The 8,382-nt window shown below is 45.6% G+C and carries 8 protein-coding genes; all 8 read left to right on the plus strand.

All coding sequences use genetic code 11. The features are described from left to right. Positions 1–232 (plus strand): DNA polymerase III subunit beta (locus COT43_09500; protein ID PIS27629.1); only part of this gene is annotated, 232 nt, incomplete at its 5' end. Between the two features lie 73 nt (positions 233–305). Beyond that, positions 306–1,421, plus strand: coding sequence for a hypothetical protein (locus tag COT43_09505; protein ID PIS27630.1), 1,116 nt, complete (start codon positions 306–308; stop codon positions 1,419–1,421). Further along, on the plus strand, positions 1,421–1,699 hold the full coding sequence (locus COT43_09510; protein PIS27631.1) for a DUF721 domain-containing protein: 279 nt from the start codon (positions 1,421–1,423) through the stop codon (positions 1,697–1,699). Before COT43_09505 ends, COT43_09510 begins: the two co-directional genes overlap by 1 nt. 5 nt (positions 1,700–1,704) lie before the next feature. Next, positions 1,705–3,624, plus strand: a complete 1,920-nt coding sequence (gyrB, locus tag COT43_09515; GenBank protein PIS27632.1) for a DNA topoisomerase (ATP-hydrolyzing) subunit B — start codon at positions 1,705–1,707, stop codon at positions 3,622–3,624. 3 nt (positions 3,625–3,627) lie between these two features. Beyond that, positions 3,628–6,222 carry a DNA gyrase subunit A gene (locus tag COT43_09520; protein ID PIS27633.1) on the plus strand — a complete coding sequence of 865 codons (2,595 nt, stop codon included), beginning with the start codon at positions 3,628–3,630 and terminating at the stop codon, positions 6,220–6,222. After that, positions 6,212–6,655, plus strand: coding sequence for a hypothetical protein (locus COT43_09525; protein PIS27634.1), 444 nt, complete (start codon positions 6,212–6,214; stop codon positions 6,653–6,655). The genes COT43_09520 and COT43_09525 overlap by 11 nt, the downstream gene beginning before the upstream one ends. Positions 6,656–6,674: 19 nt before the next feature. Further along, the gene (locus COT43_09530; protein ID PIS27635.1) at positions 6,675–7,364 is read left to right on the plus strand and encodes a hypothetical protein; all 690 of its coding nucleotides are present in this window, start codon (positions 6,675–6,677) and stop codon (positions 7,362–7,364) included. A gap of 118 nt (positions 7,365–7,482) precedes the next feature. Then, a partial coding sequence (locus tag COT43_09535) for a hypothetical protein (GenBank protein ID PIS27636.1) occupies positions 7,483–8,382 on the plus strand: 900 nt, incomplete at its 3' end.

Here is an 8,382-nt window from a genome sequence, read left to right on the forward strand (position 1 = left end):
AAATAAGGAACAAATGTCGTCTGCTGAAGAAAATATAGACGTTGATTATCAAGGTGAAAATATTGAGATTGGTTTCAACGCCGATTATTTAAGAGAATTGTTGCGCAACATCGATTCTTCTAATGTTCTGATTAAATTAAAAACGAATGTCAACGCCTGTTTGGTGCTACCTGAAAATCAGGAAGAAAATGAAATTCTGACGATGCTGTTAATGCCGATTCGGTTGGAGTAATTCACAGCGTCGTTACTTATTTTCACATCAATTATTTTTGATTTTACCGGAGCGCCGGGTAGATATGCAGTAAATGGTCATAAAAAATCTCAGACTTGTCAATTTTAGAAATTATTTAACCGCTAATTTTACTTTCCACCCGCAGTTAAATCTGATCCTTGGAGAAAATGGGAGCGGGAAAACAAAGGTTTTGGAGGCGATTCAAATTTTAGCGCTTTCTAAAAGTTTCAGAACCAATGTAGATGCCGATATCGTAAATCATAACGAATCATATTATCAAGTATTTGGTGAGTTTGAAGGAATCGGCGAATCAGAAGTCAATCTGAATGTCAATTTTTCTAAAAACGACGGGAAGAAAGTCTTTATCAATAAGTATCCTTTAAAAAAGCGTACCGAAATGGTTGGTAAGATTCCCACCGTCATTTTATCGCCGGACAACCAGAATATTACCGGTGGTGGTCCAGCAGGGCGGCGAGACTTTTTAAACCGCATTCTCTCACAAATAGATCGGGAATATTTTAAGCAACTGATCGAATATCGGACGCGGCTTCTTCAGCGCAATTCAATTCTGGTTTCTTACAAGCAAAAGCGGAAAACGAAATACGACGCTTATGTTGAAGCAAATGACGAACTGCTAACCAAGGCGGCGGAATATCTGCAAAGAATCAGATTCAGATTTATTGAGGATTTTAATCCGGTTTTTCAACACAATTTTGAAAAAATTTCTCATATTCAGAAACTGGTTATTCTGAAAATGCAATTCAATGTTAATACCGACGATGCTGACTTTGGAAAAACGTTTCTTCGTAAACTTCGGGATCGTTTTCCGAAAGACGTTGAATTTGGCAGAACGACGTGCGGTCCACATTTGGACAACCTGATCGTCTTGCTGGGAGATAAAGAGATTCGTCAAGTTGGCTCTCAAGGTGAACACAAGGTCGTTTTGGTTGCGCTAAAAATGGCAGAGGGACAATTTATCCAGAATCGTCAACCGGAATCGGTCATTTTTCTATTAGACGATTTATTTGCACTTCTCGATGAAAGGCATTGTCTGAAAATCGTTGACGAAATCAGCCGGAAAAACCAAATTTTTGTAACGACAACAGACGCCGGTCTATTGAAAAAATACGGATTTGACGAATCGAATCCTGAAATGAAGATTATCCATCTTTCTAAGGAAGAATCATAATGTTTACCAGTCTTGGCGATGCTCTTCAAAAATTGTTTCGGAAATATGATATCGATAAGTCGATACGACAAAACCAGGCAATGGATACTTGGAATCAGGTTGTCGGAAGAACAATATCAATTCACGCTGTCCCGGAAAAAGTCGCTTTTAGCAAGCTGTTCGTTCGGGTTGATTCGCCGGCGTGGCGAAACGAGCTGTCTTATCGAAAGATCGAAATAATGAAAAAAATCAACAAGAAACTCCATGGCGAAATAATTAAGGAGATAGTACTACGGTAAGCGAAATTAAATTTACGGAAGCGTCAAGTTACGGCGCAGAGAAAATCACTGTCCTTAAGGGGCTAGAAGCTGTTAGAAAACGCCCCGCAATGTATATCGGCGACACTGGAAAGCGTGGCCTTCACCATCTGGTGTTTGAGGTCGTAGATAATTCTGTCGACGAAGCACTGGCAGGATATTGTGACCAGATTGTTGTGACAATCCACGCCGACAATACGGTTAGTGTTCTGGACAACGGACGCGGCATTCCCGTGGATATGCACAAAGAAGAAAAGAAACCGGCCCTAGAAGTTGTCATGACGATACTTCACGCCGGCGGAAAATTCGACAAAGGTTCGTATAAAGTTTCCGGTGGCCTTCACGGCGTTGGCGTTTCCGTAGTGAACGCGTTGTCGGAAGAACTGACCGTTGAGGTTTATCGAGACGGAAAGATTTATACCCAAACTTATAAACGGGGCATTCCCGCGAACAAAATGGCGATTATCGGCGAAACGAAAAAACGCGGCACATATACGCGCTTTCTGGCAGACGTCGAAATTTTTAAGAAATACGAATGGGATTATGAAATTCTCGCGCACAGGATGTGCGAACTTGCCTTCTTGAATAAAGATCTTGAAGTTCAGCTGAACGACGAACGAGACGGCAATAAAGAAACCTATCGCTACGAAGGCGGGTTGATGGAGTTTGTTGCATATCTTGACGAAACACGACCGTCGCTTATCGAAAAACCGATTTATATCGAGAAGGAAGTTGATGGCGTACCCGTTGAGGTCGCTCTTCAATACAACGCGTCTTATTCAGAGAATATTTTCACCTTTGTAAACAACATCAACACGGTAGAAGGTGGAACACACCTCATTGGATTCAAAACCGGCGTTACGAGAACGCTGAATAATTACGCCCAAAAGAACAATCTCTTTAAGAAAGAGGCGTTCACACTTTCCGGCGAGGATGTCCGTGAAGGATTGACCGCCGTTGTTAGTATCAAGGTTCAAGAGCCGCAGTTTGAGGGACAGACGAAGACTAAACTCGGTAATTCCGAAGTAAAAGGGATCGTCGATTCAGTAGTCTCGGAGGGCTTGGCAGAATATCTTGAACAGCATCCGACACAGGCTAAACGGATCATAGAGAAATGTCTCAACGCGGCCAGATCGCGTGAAGCCGCGCGGAAAGCCCGTGATCTGACCCGGCGGAAAAATTTGCTCGACATTGGTAACCTCCCTGGAAAACTCGCGGATTGTTCAACGAAAGATCCGTCGCTTTGCGAAATGTACATCGTCGAGGGTGATTCCGCTGGTGGTAGCGCCAAACAAGGTCGCGATCGCAAATATCAAGCGATTCTTCCATTGCGCGGTAAAATTATCAACGTGGAAAAATCCCGAATCGATAAAGTACTCGATAACAATGAAGTCAAGATAATGATCACCGCGCTCGGTACGGGTTTTGATGAAGAATTCGACATCGAAAAACTGCGGTACAATCGCATCATCATCATGACGGATGCTGATGTCGATGGAAGCCATATTCGCACGCTCCTACTGACCTTTTTCTTCCGGTTCATGCCGAAACTGATTGAGGAAGGACACGTTTATATCGCCCAACCGCCCCTCTATAAAGTATCCGTGAAGAAACAAGACTATTATGCTTACGATGAAGACGAACGCGAAATTCTGGTCAAGCGATTTTCTAAAGACGGCGATAGCAAAAAGATAGAAGTTCAACGATATAAGGGTCTCGGCGAGATGAACCCCGAACAACTCTGGAGCACTACCATGAATCCGGAAAGTCGGACGCTGGTGAAAATCGGCATCGAAGATGCGGCAAGCGCCGACAGAACGTTTTCGATTCTAATGGGAGGAGACGTCGAGCCGCGGCGACAATTCATACAAAAGAACGCAAAATATGTTAAAAACTTGGATGTATAAATCATGAACAAGCAGGTAAATATAGAATTTCAGAGAGACCGTATCATTCAGGTCAATATTGACGAAGAGATGCGCAGTTCATATCTGGATTATTCGATGTCGGTCATCGTTTCTCGCGCACTGCCAGATGTTCGGGATGGATTAAAGCCGGTACACCGCAGAATTTTATACGGAATGTCCGATCTCGGCTTGCCATTCAATCGGCCGACGAAGAAATGTGCGCGTATCGTTGGTGAGGTACTCGGTAAATATCATCCGCACGGCGACTCGTCTGTATATGATGCGCTTGTCCGTATGGCGCAGTTATTCTCAATGCGCTATCCGCTGGTGGATGGGCAGGGTAACTTTGGATCTGTCGATGGCGACAGCGCCGCCGCGATGCGATACACTGAAGCGCGCCTCAGTCGCATTTCCAGCGAATTGATGCGCGATATCGAAAAAGAGACGGTTAAATTTATACCGAATTTCGACGATTCACTGACTGAACCCAGCGTACTTCCGACTGCAATACCATTGCTTTTGGTCAATGGCTCAAACGGAATTGCTGTCGGAATGGCGACAAATATCCCGCCACACAACCTGACCGAAGTTTGCAACGCCGCAATTCACTTAATCGATAATCCCGAGGCTACCATAGCGGATCTGATGCAATTCGTCACCGGGCCGGATTTTCCGACGGCGGCAACAATTTTGGGCAGAGAAGGCATTCGGTCGGCTTATGAAACCGGACGCGGCGTCATTCATATTCGCGCCAAGGCGTTTGTGGAAACGAACAAAACCGGCAAAGACAGTATTATAATCACAGAAATTCCATATCAGGTCAATAAATCCAATCTGCTGGAGAAGATCGTCAGCCTCGTTCGCGAAAAAACCGTTGAGGGAATTTCCGACATCCGTGACGAATCAGACAAGGATGGCATTCGCGTCGTCATTGAACTGCGCAAGGACGTCGTTCCAGAAGTCATTTTAAACCAGCTGTACAATCACACACAATTGCAGGACAGCTTCGGCATTAATATGCTCGCGCTCGTTCACGGTATTCCCAAGCAGTTGAATCTAAAAGAAATTCTGAATCATTACATCGACTTCCGCCATGAGATCATCGTCAAACGGACTAAGTTTGATCTCAAACAAGCCGAAGAGCGGGCACACATTCTTGAAGGCTTAAAGATCGCGCTCGACAATATTGACGAAGTGATTGCAATTATCCGCGCATCAAAGATACCGGAAGAGGCCAAAATGAATCTGATCGAGAGGTTCCATTTTTCCGACCGGCAAGCGCAGGCGATTCTCGACATGAAATTGCAAAAATTGACCGGTCTGGAAGTCAGCAAGATTGTCGAAGAATACCGCGAGACGCTAAAACTCATCGCCCGGCTCAAATACATTCTCGAAAACATAGGCGAGCAACTCTTGTTGGTGAAAAACGAATTAATCGAAATTCGAGATAAATACGGCGACGAGCGACGTACGGAGATCATCAACGACGATGGCGAATTCTCGATTGAAGATATGATCGCCGAAGAAGACATGGTCATCACGATTACGCACAATGGATTCATCAAGCGATTTCCAGTCGATGTTTCCAGACGGCAAAACCGTGGGGGGCGCGGAAGTCAGGGCGCGCAGGCAAAAGACGATGACTTTGTTCGCACTATTTTCATCGCTGGCACACACGATTATTTCATGTTTTTTACTAATAAAGGACGATGCTATTGGCTTAAGGTGCACGAAATACCGCGCGGCGGAAAGGCAACCCGAGGCCGGGCGATAGTCAATCTGATTAATACTCAGCCCGGTGAATTGGTGCGCGGTGTTTTGAGCGTCAAGGAATTTGATGAAACCCACAACATCATTATGGTAACGCGAAAAGGATTAGTGAAAAAGACGGTTTTATCCGAGTATGGAAATCCCAGAAAAAACGGCATTCGTGCGATCAACCTAAGAGAAGACGACGATCTTATCGACGTTCAAATGACGACTGGCGACCAGGACATAATTCTGGGTACATCGGAAGGAAAATCAATTCGATTCCACGAAGTAGATGTTCGGCCTATGGGCAGAACTGCAACTGGCGTCATCGGTGTTCGTCTGCCGCGAAAAGACACTCATGTCGTTGGAATGGTTACAATCAAAGGCGAAAGCGGAACTCTGCTGGCAGTTTCCGAAAACGGTTTCGGAAAACGATCGGACATCAAGGATTATCCGGTCATTCATCGTGGCGGTAGCGGCGTTATCACGCTGAAAACGACCATCCGGAACGGAAAAATGGTCACGCTTCGCGAGGTCGTGGATTCGGACGACCTGATGATTATTACCGTCAAAGGCGTATTGATCCGCATGCCCGTATCGATGATCCGTACGATCAGCCGGAATACGCAGGGAGTTACGCTTATCAAATTGGACGACGGCGATGCAATTTCCGCCGTGACGCGCGTCGTAGAGTCCGAGGCAACAAACGGTAATGGTGACGAAACAGAAGAGAACGGATTGACGCTGGACGATTCCGGCGACGGCGGTCTCATTGAGTCTACTAATAGTGAAGATGAGCAAGCCACAATAAGGGCGGGAACAGAATCTTCGGAGAATGAGCCGTAGCATGATTCGACCGCAGGATATTCTGGAAAGGGAGTTTAAAAAAAAGTTTCGTGGATACGATCCTGTTGAAGTGAGATATTTTTTACGATTATTGTCTGACGAAGTTGAGAAATTAACGAGTCGAATTCAGGAACTTGAACTGCTGGAAAAAGAACGAGACGCAATCCGTGCGGTTCAACCCGAGAAGATACTGCAAGAAGCGACCGACAAAGCAGATCAGATGATTCGCGGCGTAGAAGATGTCGCGCACCGTGCGCTTCAGGCGGCGAACGCTGAAAAGGAAAAGATCGAAACGGCGATTCAAAGTTTAAAGCACCAACGTGATAAATTGATCCGTCAATTGGAAAGCGTCCATAAAAATCAGGCAAAAGTCATAGACTTTTTGTCCGGCGGTGATGATATTTCAGAGGATAACGAAAACAAGATCGTCTAAATTATCAGAGAATAGAATCATGATGACGTTATACTGGGAAATTGCCAATAAAATCGCTGAAGGGAAAAGTTTTCGGTTCGCAACGATTATCTCGGCAGGCGCGGCGCCGATGAGTCTATTCGATAACAATGAGTTTCCTATAATTTTCCGGAATCCCGGTGTGGATATATTGGAAAATGTATCGACAAACGCGATGTTGATGCGGGTAGAAAATTCGGGCGATCCCATCGTCTGGCGAGAATCGGTTCGGGCTTGCGTTCGGAGTGGCGCAAAAGAAATTCTATTTGTTGGTAGCGGAATCTCGACCGAATACAAAGCGCCTTACAACGGTTGCATTGTAACAAACCATGTAAATGTTTCTGGAGAAAACCCGCTGATCGGTCAGAACGATGATTATTTAGGTGTGCGATTTCCCGACATGTCAAACCTATATCATCCACTGTTGATAGATCGGCTGAGAGCCTATTCGGATAAAGCGAATCTGGAAGAAGGCGGATTGTTGGTTTGTTGCGGTAAAACCGCCGCGACTGATCTTGAAAAACGCATCGCCGAACGTCCGGAAATCAAAGTCGTATCCCGCGACGTTGCGTTTGGAGCCATCGCCGCCAAGCATGCGGGAATTCCCTCGGCGGCGGTCGTCTTTTATCCAAACGTCAAGCCGGAGATTGTCGTCGGCATGATCCGGGAATATTTTAAGAATATGCGGTGACGGCGACGCAATTTCCCCGCGGTTTAAAGAAAATCCATAAAATCGTTTCTAATTGTCTTCTCTTTTGGGTTATATTTTTGTCCTGAAACGATGTTGATGGATTTTTACAGGGGAGTTATTGAGTAACAAAAGTCTGATTCTGGCTCTGGTTTGTATCGTACAGGTTTTCGCGCGCGCCGAAAGCGTTGATCGTTCGGATCAGATTTTCGCAAATAAGGACACGGCGCGAGTCTGGGTTTACATTCGGAAAGAAGCGTTGACAGAAAACCGAAGACAGCCGGATATTTGTTCCAATAGGACCCAGCGTCGCCTTCAAAAAATGGGATTGTCCGTCGCCGAAGATTTTATCCCAGACGATTCATTTCGCGCCAGACTTTCAGAATGTGTCATAACGATTCGGCATTATTCGAAAATTCTCTGTGCTTACAGTTGTGAGATTACTCGCGAACAGTATGACGAAGTTCTTGCACGGCCCGAAATCGAAAAAATTACCCCCGTCGGCGTTTATAAAAAAAACAACGATTTTGAACGGATTGTTGTGGCGGATAAAAGTCTCGGCCGCACTTTGAGTAACGCCGGTGATTATGGCAATTCCTATCAACAACTCGCGCAGTTGAACATTCCTGCCGTTCATGATTCCGGTTTGACCGGAAATGGCATCCGCATTGCCATATTCGACACGGGTTTTAATAAAGATCACCCGGCGTTTCAGCGCATTATTGATGAGGAACGACTGATTGCAGGACACGATTTTATTTTCAACGACGAGAATGTGCAAGACGAAATTCCCGATGATACGACGAGCGAGGGGAATCAGGACGGCCATGGAACATCTGTCTGGAGCGAGATCGGCGCGTACGTTCCCGGCACGATGATCGGAGCGGCTTATCGGGCTGAGTTCATCCTTGCCAAAACAGAACGGCTGGGTTCTGAGACGAGCGTCGAAGAAGACAATTACGTGGCGGCGATTGAATGGGCTGACAGGCTTGGCGTTGACGTGATTTCAACATCGTTGGGC

The sequence above is a fragment of the Candidatus Marinimicrobia bacterium CG08_land_8_20_14_0_20_45_22 genome (assembly GCA_002774355.1).
In the GTDB taxonomy this organism is placed as follows: domain Bacteria; phylum Fidelibacterota; class UBA2242; order UBA2242; family UBA2242; genus 0-14-0-20-45-22.

Excerpts from the sequence above, each read along its gene's own strand:
- COT43_09530 (PIS27635.1), top strand. The coding sequence starts at position 6,675 with ATGATGACGTTATACTGGGAAATTGCCAATAAAATCGCTGAAGGGAAA.
- COT43_09520 (PIS27633.1), top strand. The coding sequence starts at position 3,628 with ATGAACAAGCAGGTAAATATAGAATTTCAGAGAGACCGTATCATTCAG.
- COT43_09525 (PIS27634.1), top strand. The coding sequence starts at position 6,212 with ATGAGCCGTAGCATGATTCGACCGCAGGATATTCTGGAAAGGGAGTTT.
- COT43_09510 (PIS27631.1), top strand. The coding sequence starts at position 1,421 with ATGTTTACCAGTCTTGGCGATGCTCTTCAAAAATTGTTTCGGAAATAT.
- COT43_09505 (PIS27630.1), top strand. The coding sequence starts at position 306 with ATGGTCATAAAAAATCTCAGACTTGTCAATTTTAGAAATTATTTAACC.